Origin of the sequence: Ensifer aridi (genome assembly GCF_002078505.1) — a bacterium.
GTDB classification, from domain to species: Bacteria; Pseudomonadota; Alphaproteobacteria; order Rhizobiales; family Rhizobiaceae; genus Sinorhizobium; species Sinorhizobium aridi.
In genome coordinates this window covers 646,223-661,897 of record NZ_LUAV01000002.1, presented here as the reverse complement: position 1 = coordinate 661,897, position 15,675 = coordinate 646,223, and the positions used below count along the sequence as shown (strand labels likewise).

The following is a 15,675-nucleotide window of genomic DNA, read 5'->3' as shown; positions in this document are numbered from 1 at the left end:
TGCATAAAAGAGGAGATGCCCGAAAACAAAAGGAGCATCACCATGGATATGATGGCAATGGCATTGCTGTTCGATATGGCCTCGAGAAATCGCCGCTGGGACGAGCAGTTCGAGCCGCGCCGGCCGGGCCGCACGAGGACCTTCGCGAAAAGGCTGCTTGCCGCGCTTTTCAGCAAACGGCGAACGGAGGAAACCCCCGGGGATCGCACCGGAGCCTGGAGCGTTTCCTGCGTGGGCAGCGGCAAATGACTAAGCCGCGCACACCTCGATGCGCGGCTTAGTGCATGATTCCTTAAATCGGAATCGATTTAAGGACAAAATCATGCAGCAACTCAAAGTGCTACAGCGACCTTTGCGCGTCCGATTGGACGCGCGGCGCTGTAGAAGGGTTGAGGCGACAGTCGGGCCGCTACGCCGCCTGGTAAACCTGGCCGGCCCCGGTGTCCGGCTCCAGCCGGAACTGCTCAACGAGCATCATCAGCGTGTCTGCCTGGTTGGCGAGCGCGCGGCTGGTGGCAGTCGCCTCCTCCACCATGGACGCATTTTGCTGGGTCATCTGGTCCATCTGATTGACGGAACCGTTGACTTCGTGGAGCGCGGTCGCCTGGTCCCGGCTTGCGGTCGCAATCATCTCGACATGCTGGCTGACGGTGACGATCTCGGCGCTGATCGAGGCGAGCACCGCGCCGGTTTCCTTGACGAGATGCGAGCCGGAGCTGACCTCTTCCGTCGACTTGTTGATGAGGACCTTGATCTCGCGTGCCGCTTCGGCCGAGCGTTGCGCCAGTTCGCGCACCTCCTGCGCGACGACCGCGAAGCCCTTGCCCGCCTCGCCCGCGCGCGCCGCCTCGATGCCGGCATTGAGCGCGAGCAGGTTGGTCTGGAAGGCGATGTCGTCGATCACCTCGATGATCTGCTCGATCTGGCGCGAGGCCTCCTCGATGCGTCCCATTGCGGCGATCGCGTTGGTGACCACGGTCGCCGAACTGTCGGCGCTCCTCTTGGTCTGCGACACGGCCTGGTTCGCCTCATGCGCCCGCTCGGCCGAGGAGCGCACGGTTACGGTGATCTCATCGACGGCGGCCGCCGTCTGCTCGAGCGAAGCAGCCTGCGCCTCGGTGCGCTTCGACAGGGCGTCGGCGGAATGATGCATGTTGGCGCCGCTCTGCTGGATCGACTGGGCGTTCGCGCGGATCTGCGCCAGCGTATCCTGCAGGCGGATGAGCGACCCGTTGAAATCCATCCGCAACTGTTCGAGCCGGCCGTGGAACGGAACCTCGATCTGCCGCGACAGGTCGCCTTGTGCCAGCCGCCCGAGACCGGCGGCGAGTTCGCTCACGGCCAGGTCGATCTGTCTGTCGAGTTCACGCTTCTCCGCATCGTTGCGGCTACGATCCGCCTCGGCACGGGCGCGCTCCTCCGCGCTTTCCGCCTCTATGCGCACCTTGGAAAGCGCATTTTCCTTGAACACGCCGAGGGCGCGCGCCATGTCGCCGATCTCGTCGCGGCGTGTGCCGCCGTCGATCGAGGTATCGAGCACGCCGTCGGCGAGCCGCCGCATGGCCGAGGTGATCTGACCGATCGGCTTTTTGAGCGTGATCGTCAGCGCGATGCCGGCAAGAAGCGCGATCACGACGCCGGCGATGGTCGCGGCCACGGAAATCTGGTTGGCTTCCTCGCGCTCCGTACCGGCGGCGACCTTCTGCTGCTCCGCAAAGCCGGTCAGATCGCTCCATATCTCGTTGATCGAGGCGCCTGCCGCTTCGAATTCGGCGGTCCGCTTGACGGTGATCTCGACGAGCGCGACCCCATCCTTCTTCATCGCATTGATAATCGGCAGAACCGCGTCCGCTGTGGCATCAAAGAAGCTCATGTCCTTCGCGATGCCGCGTAGAGTGGTCATATTGGCCTGAACGGCGAGGAACTTGTCGAGAAGCTTCTGGCGATTTTCCTCGGTCGTTGTTCCGAGAAATGCGGCGGCGGCGATCTGGATATCGGTGATCGACACCGAGAGCCTGCGCGTTGCGGTCAGCACCGATTCGGTGCCGGCTATCTTGCCGTCGAGCTCGCTGAAGATCTGCGTCGCCTCGCGCATCTTGCTGACGGAGGCGGCCTCCAGCCGGAAGCTCGCGGTGCGGAAACGATCGACATATTTCGAAAGGCCGACGAGCGTTTCGGGGCCGGCGGGTGCCCTGATAAGTGCACCGATCGCACCAGCGGCGGAATTGACCGTCTCGGCGAGAGACTTTTCGCCCTTCGGCAGCAGAACGAAGATGTCGCGCTGCGTGCGGCCGATCAGCGGAAAGCGGTCCTGCGCGACCTTCAGCTTCTCCTCGACCGTTGCGACCTTGCTCACCTCGGTCGCGAATTCCGTATAGAAGCGGCTGGCGCGCATCAGCTTTTCGGCGTTGCGCAGCATCGTCTTGGCCGCGTTCTCGTCCTTGCGTACGGCATATTGCAGCCGGTTCGCCTCGTCATTGATCTTGATCTGTTCGGCCGCAAGGCGCTCCAGATTCGTCTTGGTTTCCGCCCGGAGCTTCTGCTCGCCCTCGTGCAGCGTCCAGAGACCGTCTATGCGTGCCTCGATGTCGTTCGTCGCGGCGATAGCGGCGGTGAGCTCGTCTTCCCCGCTGCGGCCCGCAACCTGCGCCGCCGTCTCGGCCAGCACGTCCTTTTGCGCGGCGATCGTAGTCAGGACCGCGTTACGGCTTTCTTCGGTGGTCTTGTGCAGGAAATTGTTCATCCCGGCATAGACGTCCTTGAAGCCGCTCAGCGTCTGCAGGACGCTATTCGAGATTTCCATGCGACCCTGAAGCAGACCGGAGGCATAGAGACCGGTAATGCCGACCGCCGAAATGCTGACGACGAACGGCAGGATGAAGAAGAGAACCTTCGTCTGAATCTTGAAGCGGGCAAGAATCCTGTCAATGAACATGGAAAACACCTTGGCTCACAGCGCGCGTTTCGCCTCCCCCGGTGGCTCGAAGCGTCCGCTTCACCTCAGGACAATGCCCCCGAGGCCGGACGCTCGGGTACACCCGATGCGCAAACAGGCTGATGTCTTTTCGAAAGGTCATGCGGCGCACACCGCCAGTCCCCCGGCAATCATTGCGGGACCACGCCGCGGTTTAGGGCGGCGAGGCCCTGACGGGACTCAACTTGATGATATTCATTTCAAAGATTTAAGAATTCCATAAGCGGACTTTTGCGCCAAAGGACGACTTCAGTCGTGGAGCTGTGCATGGCGGTGCCATGCCGCTCAAGCGCCGCCGCGCCTCTCAGAGAGAGGGGAAGAGGGCGAAGGCCGTGACGGCGAAGAGGACGAGGGTCGCACCATACGCAAGCAGTTCGTATTGCGAGCGGCCCTTGTCGGAGCGGGCGATGGCGATGGCGCGGGGACGGCGACGTTGCTTGTTCATGGCTCCTGTCCTTGTCCACTACAGCGCCGCGCGTCTCATCAAACGCGCCAAGGTCGCTGCAGCACTTTGAGTTGCTGCATGTTTTTTTCCTTAAATCGGCTACGACTTAAGGAAGCATGCAGTAGCCGGCAAAGACCCTCCGCCTTTGCCCATGCGCTTCATGGTGCATCCATCCTGCGGCTGAAGAAAGTCCATGAAATGGAGACGATCTGGTTTCCATTCGTTGACGTTTCGTCAGTCCTCGCCGTTCACGCTGCCATAAAGAGCAGGTTCAATTATTTCCCTTAACAAGGGCTGAAGATGCAAATCACCATTTTTGCCGGATGGTTACACGTCTTGACCGGCGGCGAAACCGGACGCCCAGGCCCATTGGAAATTATAGCCGCCGAGCCAGCCGGTGACGTCGAGGCATTCACCGATGAAATAGAGGCCGGGAATATTCCTGGCCCGCATCGTCCGAGAGTCGATCGCGCACGTATCGACGCCGCCGAGCGTCACCTCGGCTGTCCGGTATCCCTCGGATCCCGCCGGTTTCAGCGTCCAGGCCTGGATGGAGCTCGACAAGGTGTCGATGACCTTGTCGGAAAGGTCGGCGAGCATCCGTCCCGTCAGCTTCGCCTCCTCGACGAAGAAGTGCGCAAGCCGTCGCGGCAGGATGTCGGCGAGCGCCGTCTGCACCGCCTGGCGGCCGTTCGTCCGGCGCATTCCCTTGAGAAGGGCGGCGATGTCGATGTCCGGCATCAATCGTAGCAGGATCTCCGCCCCCTCGCGCCAATAGGAGGAAATCTGCAGGATCGCCGGCCCGCTCAAGCCCCGGTGCGTGATGAGTACCGCTTCGCGGAACGCAGCCTTGCCGAAGCGGACTTCGGCGTCGGCGGCGACGCCGGCCAGCACTGCGAGTTTCGCAAGCTGCGCCTGATCGAGCGTCAGCGGCACCAGTGCCGGCCGCGTTTCCACGACCGGTAATCCGACCTCTTCCGCGATCCGGTAGGCAAGGCCGGTCGCCCCCATTTTCGGGATCGACTTGCCGCCGCTCGCCACTACGAGGGATGCGGCATCGATCGTCCCGGCGCTCGTCGCGACGCGGAAGCCCGATGCGGTCCTCTCGACGCCCGAGATCACCGTCTCGAGCCTCAGTTCCGCCCCCGCCTCCTCCATTTCGGCGACGAGCATGCGGATGATGTCCTTGGCGGAGTGATCGCAGAAAAGCTGACCGAGCGTCTTCTCATGCCAGGCGATACCGTGGCGCTCGACAAGCGCCACGAAATCCTGAGGGCGATAGCGCGCGAGCGCCGATTTGCAGAAATGCGGATTGTCGGACAGGAAATTCTTCGGCCCCGCATGGACATTGGTGAAATTGCAGCGACCGCCGCCCGAAATGCGGATCTTCTCGCCGGGCGCCTTGGCGTGGTCGAGGAGGACGACGCGGCGCCCGCGCTTGCCAGCCTCGATGGCGCACATCATGCCGGCGGCGCCCGCGCCGATAATCACCACGTCCTGTTTTTCCGCCACGGAAATCCCTCTTGCCGAACGCGCCTTCCTTTCCGGCAAGCGCTCAAAAGTCAATTGCGAAGAAGCCTAGCCAATTGTCAAACTGCGGTTATGATGCGCTATCCGAAGCCAAACCCGGTGATTTATGTCTTCCAAGAGAAGTGTTGCCCAGCAGACAGCAAAGGTCAGCAAGAGTTCGAAAATACCCATCGGCTTGCATTCCGCCCGCGGCGTCAAGACCTGGAACGAGGCGGTCGACTGGCTCAAGATCCGCGGCATCGAGGACATCGAGTGCATCACTCCGGACCTTGCCGGCGTGCCGCGCGGCAAGATGATGCCAACCTCGAAATTCACCTCCAACACTTCGCTCGCCTTGCCTTCGGCGATCTACCGCCACACGATTTCCGGGGAATACCCCGAGGAGACCGGCCAGTTCCGCTACGATTCCCGCGACAGCGACATCAAGCTGGTGCCGGACCTTTCAACTCTTTCCATCGTCCCGTGGGAAACCGATCCGACGGCGCAGGTGATTTGCGACATCGTCGGCTCCCAGGGCGAAAAGATCAGCTATACCCCGCGCAACGTGTTGAAGCGCGTCGTCGAGCTTTACCGCCAGAAGGGCTGGAAGCCCGTCGTCGCCCCCGAGATCGAATTCTATCTGGTCGCCCAGAATGACGATCCTGACTATCCGCTGCGCCCGCCGAAGGGCCGCTCCGGTCGCTCGATCCTCGGCGGCCAAGGCTATTCCATCGCCGGCATCAACGAGTTCGACGAGCTGATCGACGACATCTATCATTTCTCGGAAAAACAGGGCCTCGAAATCGATACGCTGATCCACGAAGAGGGGCCGGCACAGCTTGAAATCAACTTGCGGCATGGCGATCCGATCGAGCTTGCCGACCAGGTGTTCCTGTTCAAGCGCACGATCCGCGAGGCGGCGCTGAAGCACGGCATCTATGCAACCTTCATGGCCAAGCCGATGCAGGGTCAGCCGGGGTCCGCCATGCATATTCACCAGTCGGTTGTCGACATCAACACCGGCCGCAACATCTTCTCCAATCCGGACGGATCGCCATCCAAGGAGTTTTTCTCCTTCGTTGGCGGCATGCAGCATTACGTGCCGAAGACCTTGTCGATGATGGCGCCCTACGTGAATTCCTACCGCCGCCTGACCCCGGACATGTCGGCACCGGTCAACACCGCCTGGGGCTACGACAACCGGACGACGGCATTCCGCATCCCGGTCTCCGATCCGGGCGCCCGGCGCATCGAGAACCGTCTGCCGAGCTCCGACGCCAATCCGTATCTCGCGCTCGCCGCCTCGCTGGGCTGCGGCTATCTCGGGATCGTCGAGGGCCTGCACGCAAGTCCGCCGACCGAGCACACGGCCAACGAGGGTGAGATTGAACTGCCGCGTGGCCTGCTCGAGGCCGTTTCCCTGCTCGAATCGGCGCCCTCCCTCGCCGACGTCTTCAGCGCCGAATTCATCGCCATCTATGCCGGCGTGAAGCGCGGCGAGTTCGAGACCTTCATGCAGGTCATCAGCCCGTGGGAACGCGAATTCCTGCTTCTGAATGTCTGAGACGAGACGCGTTCCGATGGCCTGGCAAAGCCCGATCTCGCCCGGAATCTCCTGGTATGAGGCAACCGTGCCCGACCGGCCGGCTTATCCGGCCCTGCCCGGCTCGCGCAAGGCCGACGTCGCCATTGTCGGTGGCGGCTATACCGGGCTTCAGGCCGCCTACAATCTCGCGAAGAACGGCACCGACGTCACCCTGATCGATGCCTGCCGCTTCGGCGACGGCGCCTCGGGGCGCAATGGCGGGCAATTCGGCACCGGCCAGCGCGCCTGGGCAGAGGACATGGAGGAGTTGCTCGGCCACGAGCGGGCGCGACCGCTCTTCGACATGGCGGAAAACGCCAAGCGCTACGTGCTAGACTTCGCCCGGGAGCACGCGATCGATATCGAATTCATGCCCGGCCAGCTCTCGGTCAGCCACAAGAAGAGCCTCGAAAGGGATTACCGCAACCACGTGGAGGCGATGACGGAGCGCTTCGGCTATCCGCATCTTTCCTTCATGGATCGCGAGGAGACGGTGAGCCGGCTCGGCTCGAGCCACTACCACTTCGGCATCCGTGACACCGGAACGGGCCATATCCACCCGTTGAAGCTGCTCGTCGGGCTCGCCAATCAGGCGGCCCTCGCCGGCGCCAATCTCTACGAGCAGACGAAGGCCCTCAAGATCGAAAAGAAAGGGGGCGCCGTCGTCATCGAGACGAACCGCGGGGTCGTCACGGCCGATCGTGCGCTGATCGCCTGCAACGCCTATATCGGCAACTTGGAACCGATGACGGCGAGCCACGTCATGCCGATCCGCTCCTTCATCGGCGCGACAACGATGCTGCGCGACCATCCGGAAGTCTTGCCCGGCGGTGAATCGGTCGATGATTCGCGCTTCGTCGTCCGGTATTTCCGCAAATCGAGGGACGGACGGCTGCTTTTCGGCGGCCGCGAAGCCTATACGGCCGATAATCCGCGCGACATTTCCGCCCACATCCGTCGGCAGATCAGCGAAATCTATCCGGCGCTCGCCAATATCGAAATCACCCATGCCTGGGGCGGATCGGTCGGCATCACTCTGCCGCGTCAGCCGTTCTACCGCGAAGTCATGCCGGGCGTCACCACGATCGGCGGCTATTCCGGCCACGGCGTCATGCTGTCCAATTATTGCGGCAAGCTCTATGCCGACGTCGCGCTTGGCAAAACGACCGAGCTCGACCTTCTCAAGGACCTGAACATACCAGCCTTTCCAGGGGGAACGCGGTTTCGCTCGGCACTTCTGTTCCTCGCGCTGAGCTGGTATGCACTACGCGACCGGTTCTAGCGCGGCGGGAAAGCGCTCGCCCGGCTTTCCCTCCGGCAACCCTTTGGAAGGGGCCTTTTTTGATTTTGGGTGAATTCACCCCCAAAATCTCACGATCGAGAAAATGCTGCGTGGCGCTATTTTGTTGCGTCGCACCCTAGCGTTTTTAAATCGATTAGATTATACCTGCCCAGACCTCAACGAGATCGAGACATCCCATGAGCAGCCAGATCATTCCCGTCGAACCGTTTGACTACGTCGTGTTCGGGGGCACCGGCGATCTTGCGGAGCGCAAGCTGCTGCCGGCGCTTTACCACCGGCAGATGGAAGGTCAGTTCTCGGAACCGACGCGGATTATCGGCGCCTCGCGCGCGAGCCTCACACATGACGACTATCGCAAGTTCGCGACCGATGCCCTAAGGGAGCATCTGAAGCCGGGCGAGTTCAACGAGATGGAAGTCGAGAAGTTCACTTCGAGGCTTTACTATGTCTCTGTCGACGCCAAATCCGAGCAGGGCTGGGATGATCTGAAGAAGATTCTGGAGGAAGGCAAGGATCGCATCCGCGCCTTCTATCTCGCCGTCGGACCAGCGATCTTCGGCGACATTTCGGAAAAAATCCGCGACCACAAGCTGATCACCAAGAATACCCGCATCGTCGTCGAGAAGCCGATCGGCCGTGACCTCGCCTCGGCGACAGAACTCAACGACACGATCGGCAAGGTGTTCCGCGAAGAGCAGATCTTCCGCATCGATCATTATCTCGGCAAAGAGACGGTGCAGAACCTGATGGCGCTGCGCTTCGCCAATGCGCTCTATGAGCCGCTCTGGAATTCCGCCCATATCGATCACGTGCAGATCACCGTTTCGGAGGCCGTCGGGCTGGAGAACCGCGCCGGCTATTACGACAAGGCCGGTGCGCTGCGCGACATGGTGCAGAACCACATCCTCCAGCTCGTCTGCTTCGTCGCCATGGAGGCGCCGACATCGATGGACGCGGAAGCGGTGCGCGACGAGAAGCTCAAGGTCCTTCGTGCGCTGAAGCCGATCACCGCCGCCAATGTCGAGCAGGTGACGGTCCGTGGCCAGTATCGCGCCGGTGCGTCCGCCGGCGGGCCGGTCAAGGGCTACCTGGAGGAACTCGAGGGTGGCGTTTCCAACACGGAAACCTTCGTCGCACTCAAAGCGGAAATCAGCAACTGGCGTTGGGCGGGCGTGCCGTTTTATCTGCGCACCGGCAAGCGCATGGCGGGCCGCATGTCGGAGATCGTCATCACCTTCAAGCAGATCCCGCACTCGATCTTCGACCAGAGCGCCGGCCGTATTTCAGCCAACCAGCTGATGATCCGCCTGCAGCCGAACGAGGGCGTCAAGCAGTCGCTGATGATCAAGGACCCCGGACCGGGCGGCATGCGTCTCAGGAACGTGCCCCTGGACATGAGCTTCGCCGAAGCCTTTGGCGTACGCAATGCCGACGCCTATGAACGGCTGCTGCTCGACGTCATCCGCAACAACCAGACGCTGTTCGTGCGCCGCGACGAAGTGGAGGCCGCCTGGCAATGGATCGACCCGATCCTCAAGGCCTGGGAAACGGCAGGACAGCAGGTGCAGGGCTACACCGCCGGCACCTGGGGGCCGAGCCAAGCGATCGCGCTCATCGAACGCGACGGCCGCACCTGGAACGATGCGATCTAAGGCCGATCCATGAGCGCAACCATGCACATATTCGAGAACGGCGCCGCACTGGCGGAGGCCCTTGCAGATGCCGTTGGCGCAAGACTCGCCGCCGCGATCGCGGCGAGAGGCATGGCGAGCCTCGCGGTATCGGGGGGCTCCACCCCGAAGGCCTTTTTCCAGTCTCTCTCGCGACGCGAGCTCGATTGGGCGAAGGTGACCGTCACCCTCGTCGACGAACGTTTCGTACCGCCGGAAAGCGAGCGCTCCAACCATGGACTCGTCGCGGCTAATCTCCTGCAGAACAAGGCGGCGGCGGCCGGTTTCGTGCCGCTCTACCATGCCGCGGAGACGGCTGAGGCGGCGGCCGTGATTGCGAGCGAGGCGACGGCAGACTTCAGCGCACCCTTCGATGTCGTGGTGCTCGGGATGGGAACGGACGGGCACACCGCCTCGTTCTTTCCCGGAGGGACACGCCTCGAGGAGGCGCTCGATCCCGCGACGCCGCGCGGCGTGATCACCATGGAAGCGGAGGGTGCGGGCGAAACTCGCCTCACCTTTACCTTCTCGAGCCTGCAGGATGCAGGGTACCTGGTGCTGCATATCGAAGGGAACGGCAAGAGGGAGGTGCTCGCTCGGGCGGAGGCGCCCGGCAACGAGCTCGAGATGCCGATCCGCGCCATGCTCCGGCGCGCGGCCTCGCCGCTGCAGATATACTGGGCGCCTTGAGGCGCCTCGACGGGTGCCGCCGCTTCGAGGCAGGTCGCCGGAAGCGGAGCGCGCTCCCTAGCAGAGGAGTGATCCGCGCGAAGGCGCGGCGCTCGGTAGCACAATGGCTTAATTCGAGTTCGAATTCGGCGTAAAATTGTGCAGCAATTCAAGGCGTTACAGCGTCACTTGCACGCCATGCCGCTGTAACCCAATGACAGGTTGAAAAAGGAGTCCGGAGACTCCGGAAGAGGATGTGCCATGTCCGCCGATTCCCGTATTGCCGCCGTTACCGCCCGGATAGTCGAGCGCTCGAAGCCCTACCGCGAACGCTATCTCGATCGCATCCGCGGCGCCGCGGCGAACGGACCGCACCGGACCGTGCTCGGCTGCGGCAATCTCGCCCATGGATTTGCGGCCTGTTCCCCCGCCGAGAAGGAGGCGCTCGCCGGCGACCGCATCGCCAACCTCGGCATCATCACCTCCTATAACGACATGCTCTCGGCGCATCAGCCCTACGAGACCTACCCAGCGCTGATCCGGGAAGCCGCGCGTGAGGCGGGCGGCGTGGCGCAGGTCGCCGGCGGCGTGCCGGCCATGTGCGACGGCGTGACTCAGGGGCAGCCCGGCATGGAACTGTCGCTGTTCTCGCGCGATATCATCGCCATGGCGGCCGGTATCGGGCTCTCGCACAACATGTTCGATGCGGCGGTCTATCTCGGCATCTGCGACAAGATCGTTCCCGGCCTCGCCATCGCGGCACTGACCTTCGGTCACTTGCCCGCGGTCTTCATCCCGGCGGGGCCGATGACCACGGGCCTGCCGAACGACGAAAAGGCCCATGTCCGGCAGCTCTTCGCCGAAGGCAAGGTCGGCCGTGACGAATTGCTCGAAGCCGAGTCCAAATCCTATCACGGCCCCGGCACCTGCACGTTCTACGGCACCGCCAACTCCAACCAGATGCTGATGGAAATCATGGGCTTCCACCTGCCCGGCGCCTCCTTCATCAATCCGGGCACGCCGCTCCGCGACGCGCTGACCAAGGAGGCGGCGAAACGGGCGCTGGCGATCACCGCGCTCGGCAACGAATTCACGCCCGCCGGCGAGATGATCGACGAGCGCTCGATCGTCAACGGCGTCGTCGGCCTGCATGCGACCGGCGGCTCGACCAATCACACCATGCACCTCGTCGCCATGGCGCGGGCGGCCGGCATCGTGCTCACCTGGCAGGATATCTCGGAGCTCTCCGACATTGTGCCGCTGCTCGCGCGTGTCTACCCGAACGGGCTTGCAGACGTGAACCACTTCCACGCCGCCGGCGGCATGGGCTTCCTGATCAGCCAGCTCTTGAAGAAAGGCCTGCTGCACGACGATGTTCGCACCGTCTTCGGCCAGGGGCTCGCGGCCTATGCGATCGACGTGAAGCTCGGCGAGAACGGCAGCGTCAAGCGCGAACCGGCGCCGGAGGCCAGCGGTGATCCGAAGGTGCTCGCGACCGTCGATCAGCCGTTCCAGCATACCGGCGGCCTCAAGATGCTGACCGGCAATCTCGGCAAGGCGGTCATCAAGATTTCGGCCGTCAAGCCCGAACGCCATGTCATCGAGGCCCCGGCCAAGATCTTCAACGATCAGGCCGAGCTCAACGCCGCCTTCAAGGCGGGCAAGCTCGAGGGCGATTTCGTCGCAGTCGTACGCTTCCAGGGCCCGAAGGCCAACGGCATGCCGGAACTGCACAAACTGACGACGGTTCTCGGCATTCTGCAGGACCGCGGACAGAAGGTGGCGATCGTCACCGACGGCCGCATGTCCGGCGCTTCCGGTAAGGTGCCCGCGGCGATCCATGTGACGCCGGAAGCAAAGGACGGCGGCCCCATCGCCCGCGTTCAGGAGGGTGACATCATCCGCATCGACGCAGTCAAGGGCACGATCGAGGTGCTCGTCGAAGACATCGCTCTGAAGACGCGCGTACCGGCGCATATCGATCTGTCGGACAATGATTTCGGCATGGGTCGCGAACTCTTCGCTCCGTTCCGCCAGATCGCCGGTCCGGCCGACAGCGGCGCGAGCGTGCTGTTCCACTGAACGGAAGGCGAGATCGCCCGTCAGCGGCGGCCTTCAACCACCCGGTTCAGCGATAGATGTCGAGCGTGCGGTTGCGGTGGTTCGGATGGGTGCTGTAGACGAAGATGCGATTCAAGTCGCGGTCGCTCAGGAGCCGCAGGAACCGCGCCTCGATGACGTTGTTGGCGTGCACGCGCTTCAGGAGGCAGCCGATCAAGGGAATTCGGGCGCTCGGGATATCGAGATAGAAGGTTTGCGGCAAGTGAAACTTCGTCAGGATGCCGATCACGGCGCTGCTTTTCGAGAGCTTGATGATCTCGCAGCGGCGCGACGCCAGGTGCTGGATCCCCTTCTCGGTGAATTCGATCCTTGCGTCGTTCCGGGTGTCCTCCATCGGGAAATTCGTTTCCCGATCGTACATGAAGGACTCTTCCTTGTTGAGAAAATGCCGGAACATGACGGGGGCTGCACTGCGCATGAATTCGCCTTTCGCATTTCATTCTGCGATCACGCTAACCCATGATATTTAACAGAGAGTTTGGTTCGACGCGGGGGTGAGTAGGCATCCACGCGAAAACGCTGGTCTCTCTCATCCGCCTGCCGCCTTCTCCCCGCAAGCGGCGAGAAGGCTGGTCCTCGGGTTAAACCCGAGGAGAGGAGTAAATCGCTGTTGTCGCAGGCCTAAGCCCGATAGCTGCGCCCTTCGGCATCGAAAAGGTGAAGCTTCGCCTTGTCGGCGGTGAAGCGCACCTTGTCGCCGCGGCCGACCCGCGGGATTCCCGGCATCTTTGCAATGATCGGCTCGCCCTCCACGAGTCCCTCTATATAGAGCAGCGTGACCTCACCGAGCGCTTCGACGATCGAAACCGTTCCCTCGAACAGGAAATCCTCGGACTCGGTCACCTCAAGGTCTTCCGGCCGAACCCCGAAACTTGCCTTCCTGCCGTTTTCGGAAGCCTCGGTCGGAATGTCGAGCGTCACGGACTTTCCACGCACGAGCGTCACGGTCGTCTGCGCGCCGGCGGCCGTGATCGTTGCGGGAATGACGTTCATCGCCGGAGAGCCGATGAAGCGGGCGACGAAGAGGTTTGCTGGTCGCTCGTAGAGTTCCAGCGGGGCACCGACCTGCTCGATATGGCCGGCGGAAAGGACGACGATCCGGTCGGCGAGCGTCATCGCCTCCACCTGGTCATGGGTGACATAGATCATCGTCGTATCGGACATCCGCTCGCTGAGCTTGGCGATCTCGATGCGGGTTGCGACGCGCAGCGCGGCGTCGAGATTGGAGAGAGGCTCGTCGAAGAGGAAGACCTTGGGATTACGGCAGATCGCCCGCCCGATCGCCACACGCTGGCGCTGGCCACCCGAGAGCGCCTTCGGCAGACGATCCAGATATTGGGTGAGTTGGAGCATTTCCGCCGCCGCACGGACGCGACGGTCGATCTCCTCCTTCGATTCCCTCGCGATCCGCATGCCGAAGGCCATGTTGTCATAGACCGTCATGTGCGGATAAAGCGCGTAGGACTGGAACACCATGGCAATGCCGCGCTTCGACGGCGGTACGTCGTTGACCCGCTCGCCGTCGATGAACATGTCACCGCCGGTAATTTCCTCCAGACCCGCGATCATCCGCAGCAAGGTCGATTTGCCACAGCCGGACGGGCCGACGAAGACGACGAATTCGCCCTGCTTGATATCGAGATTGATACCGTGAATGACATCGACCGCCCCGTAGGACTTGCGGATATCTTTTAGCAGCAGGCCCGTCATTGCACCCTCCCCTCGCTTCTCAGACCAGGCGCGCGAAAAACGCGCCCCAGGCCGGTAGATTGACCTCGTTGTCCATAATCTCAAAGACGAAGCCGTGGCCTTCGAGCACTTCCAGCCGCGCGCGCGGCAATTCCTTCGTGACCGGTTCACCGCTCATGTTGAAGAGGCAGAAGAGTTTCTCGTTGCCAAAGCTGCGCAGGAAGGCGAGCACGGATCCCTTGGTCTCGACGAACTCGATCTCGCCTTTGGCAAAAGCCGGATACGCCTTCCTGAACTGCAGGAAGCGGCGGTAGTGCTGCAGGACCGACTTCGGATCGCCCTCCTGCACGGCGACGGCCTGCGACAGGTGGCTCTCCGAAATCGGCAGCCAGGGCTTCGCGTCGCTGAAGCCTCCATCCGGCAGGCTCTCCCATACCATCGGCGTGCGGCAGCCGTCCCGCCCCTTGAAGTCGGGCCAGAACTGAATGCCGTAAGGGTCGCGAAGATCCTCGTAGGCGAGTTCCGCTTCGGTCAGCGCCAGTTCCTCGCCCTGATAGATGCAGACGGAACCACGCAAGGACATCAAGAGGCTTGCGAGCAGCTTGGCATGCGCATCGTGATCGGCGATGCGGTGACCCCAGCGGCTGACGTGGCGGACGACGTCGTGGTTCGAAAAAGCCCAGCAGGCCCAGCCCTCCGGCGCCGCCTTCTGAAAGTCCAGCAGCACCTCGGCGACGCCATGGGGCGTCAGCGTATCCGGCGCCAGGAACTCGAAGGCGTAGCACATATGCACCTTGTCGCCGCCGGACGTGTATTCGCCGGCGATCTCAAGACCGCGTTGGCTATCGCCGACCTCGCCGACCGCGGCGATCGCGGGAAATTCGTCCATTACCGCCCGGAAGCGCTTCAGGAATTCCAGATTCTCCGGCCGGTTCTTGTCGTAGATATGTTCTTGGTAGTTGTATGGGTTGACCGCCGGCGCCGTCGAGGCATTGCGCCGCTCCGGCGCCAACGCCGGATTGTCGCGCAATTGCTTGTCGTGAAAATAGAAGTTGATGGTGTCGAGGCGGAAACCGTCGACGCCCCGTTCCAGCCAGAATCGTTCGACGGCAAGGAGTGCTTCCTGAACCTCGGGGTTGTGCAGGTTCAGGTCCGGCTGCGAGGTCAGGAAATTGTGCAGGTAATATTGCAGTCGGGTCGGGTCCCAGGCCCAGGCAGAGCCGCCGAAGATCGACAGCCAGTTGTTGGGCGGCGTGCCGTCGGGCTTCGAATCCGCCCAGACATACCAGTCCGCCTTGGCGTTGCTGCGGCTCGAGCGGCTTTCGACGAACCAGGGATGCTGGTCCGACGTGTGCGACAGGACGAGGTCGATCATCACGCGGAGGCCGAGCCGGTGCGCCTCGGCGATCAGCGCGTCGAAATCCTCAAGCGTGCCGAAGATCGGATCGACATCCTTGTAGTTCGAGACGTCGTAACCGAAGTCCCTCATCGGCGAGGTGAAAAAGGGCGAGATCCAGATCGCGTCTGCGCCGAGCGACGCGACATGCGGCAGGCGGGCGGTGATGCCCTTCAGATCGCCGATCCCGTCGCCATTCGTGTCCTGAAAGGAACGCGGATAGATCTGGTAGATCACCGCTCCGCGCCACCAATCCTTGTCGGGCCGCAGAAGAGAGCTCGTCGTTTCTGTCGTGTTCATATGTTCTGGTGGTC

12 protein-coding genes are annotated in these 15,675 nt (G+C 62.5%); 6 read left to right on the top strand and 6 right to left on the bottom strand.

Annotated features, from left to right (window positions below):
- Positions 1 to 42 precede the first annotated feature (42 nt).
- On the top strand, positions 43 to 249 hold the full coding sequence (locus tag AYK65_RS03445; protein WP_026613175.1) for a hypothetical protein: 207 nt from the start codon (positions 43 to 45) through the stop codon (positions 247 to 249).
- Between the two features lie 160 nt (positions 250 to 409).
- Here the strand turns inward: AYK65_RS03445 and AYK65_RS03435 are convergent, their stop codons facing one another.
- The 3 genes from AYK65_RS03435 to AYK65_RS03425 form a co-directional block, all read right to left on the bottom strand.
- On the bottom strand, positions 410 to 2,935 hold the full coding sequence (locus AYK65_RS03435; protein ID WP_081157911.1) for a methyl-accepting chemotaxis protein: 2,526 nt from the start codon (positions 2,933 to 2,935) through the stop codon (positions 410 to 412).
- Positions 2,936 to 3,278: 343 nt separating this feature from the next.
- Positions 3,279 to 3,419, bottom strand: a complete 141-nt coding sequence (locus AYK65_RS32320) for a hypothetical protein (RefSeq protein ID WP_167549652.1) — start codon at positions 3,417 to 3,419, stop codon at positions 3,279 to 3,281.
- Between the two features lie 327 nt (positions 3,420 to 3,746).
- Positions 3,747 to 4,931, bottom strand: a complete 1,185-nt coding sequence (locus tag AYK65_RS03425; protein ID WP_046119771.1) for a BaiN/RdsA family NAD(P)/FAD-dependent oxidoreductase — start codon at positions 4,929 to 4,931, stop codon at positions 3,747 to 3,749.
- A 124-nt stretch (positions 4,932 to 5,055) separates the two neighbouring features.
- On the opposite strand from AYK65_RS03425, the gene AYK65_RS03420 reads away from it, so the two are divergent.
- From AYK65_RS03420 to edd, 5 genes are all read left to right on the top strand, one after another.
- Positions 5,056 to 6,492 (top strand): glutamine synthetase family protein, encoded by a 1,437-nt coding sequence (locus AYK65_RS03420; RefSeq protein WP_046119772.1) that lies wholly within the window; start codon positions 5,056 to 5,058, stop codon positions 6,490 to 6,492.
- Positions 6,493 to 6,508: 16 nt separating this feature from the next.
- On the top strand, positions 6,509 to 7,795 hold the full coding sequence (locus tag AYK65_RS03415; protein ID WP_026613179.1) for an NAD(P)/FAD-dependent oxidoreductase: 1,287 nt from the start codon (positions 6,509 to 6,511) through the stop codon (positions 7,793 to 7,795).
- A gap of 197 nt (positions 7,796 to 7,992) precedes the next feature.
- Positions 7,993 to 9,468: a glucose-6-phosphate dehydrogenase gene (gene zwf, locus AYK65_RS03410; protein WP_026613180.1), complete on the top strand. Its 1,476-nt coding sequence runs from the start codon at positions 7,993 to 7,995 to the stop codon at positions 9,466 to 9,468.
- 9 nt (positions 9,469 to 9,477) lie between these two features.
- A complete protein-coding gene (pgl, locus tag AYK65_RS03405) occupies positions 9,478 to 10,176 on the top strand; it encodes a 6-phosphogluconolactonase (protein WP_026613181.1) in 699 nt (232 codons plus the stop codon).
- Positions 10,177 to 10,416: 240 nt separating this feature from the next.
- Positions 10,417 to 12,237 carry a phosphogluconate dehydratase gene (gene edd, locus AYK65_RS03400; protein ID WP_026613182.1) on the top strand — a complete coding sequence of 607 codons (1,821 nt, stop codon included), beginning with the start codon at positions 10,417 to 10,419 and terminating at the stop codon, positions 12,235 to 12,237.
- Positions 12,238 to 12,283: 46 nt separating this feature from the next.
- Here edd and AYK65_RS03395 read toward each other — a convergent pair whose 3' ends face one another.
- The 3 genes from AYK65_RS03395 to bglA form a co-directional block, all read right to left on the bottom strand.
- A complete protein-coding gene (locus tag AYK65_RS03395; RefSeq protein ID WP_026613183.1) occupies positions 12,284 to 12,694 on the bottom strand; it encodes a hypothetical protein in 411 nt (136 codons plus the stop codon).
- 203 nt (positions 12,695 to 12,897) lie between these two features.
- Positions 12,898 to 13,986 carry an ABC transporter ATP-binding protein gene (locus AYK65_RS03390; RefSeq protein ID WP_026613184.1) on the bottom strand — a complete coding sequence of 363 codons (1,089 nt, stop codon included), beginning with the start codon at positions 13,984 to 13,986 and terminating at the stop codon, positions 12,898 to 12,900.
- 19 nt (positions 13,987 to 14,005) lie between these two features.
- Positions 14,006 to 15,661: a beta-galactosidase BglA gene (gene bglA / locus AYK65_RS03385; RefSeq protein WP_046119774.1), complete on the bottom strand. Its 1,656-nt coding sequence runs from the start codon at positions 15,659 to 15,661 to the stop codon at positions 14,006 to 14,008.
- Between the last annotated feature and the right edge of the window lie 14 nt (positions 15,662 to 15,675).